This window comes from Marinicauda pacifica (assembly GCF_004793635.1).
Lineage (GTDB): Bacteria > Pseudomonadota > Alphaproteobacteria > Caulobacterales > Maricaulaceae > Marinicauda > Marinicauda pacifica.
Genome location: NZ_SRXV01000060.1, coordinates 1 through 312, shown reverse-complemented (window position 1 = coordinate 312; position 312 = coordinate 1). Strand labels below are relative to the sequence as shown.

General features: G+C 62.2%; 1 protein-coding gene. It reads left to right on the top strand.

Translation table 11 applies throughout. The features are described from left to right. Positions 1 to 255 (top strand): hotdog family protein (locus E5162_RS14385; RefSeq protein WP_479684689.1); only part of this gene is annotated, 255 nt, incomplete at its 5' end. Positions 256 to 312: the final 57 nt, after the last annotated feature.

The following is a 312-nucleotide window of genomic DNA, read 5'->3' as shown; positions in this document are numbered from 1 at the left end:
CTTGGCTGGTCGGGTGCGCCCGGCAAGGGCCGCGCGCTGGGCGTGGGCGAGGTGAAATTCACCGGCCAGGTCACGCCCGGCGTCAAACGCGTGCGATATGGGATTGATCTCAAGCGGGTCATCATGCGCAAGCTTGTACTCGGCATTGCCGATGGCCACGTGGAAGCTGACGGGCAGGTTATCTACACTGCCAAGGACATGCGGGTCGGTCTGTCCCGCCCGGAAGAAATGTCGAAATCGGGAGCGAGTGCATGAGGCGAGTTGTCGTCACGGGCATCGGGATCGTTTCTGCCATTGGCGAAAACGCCGATG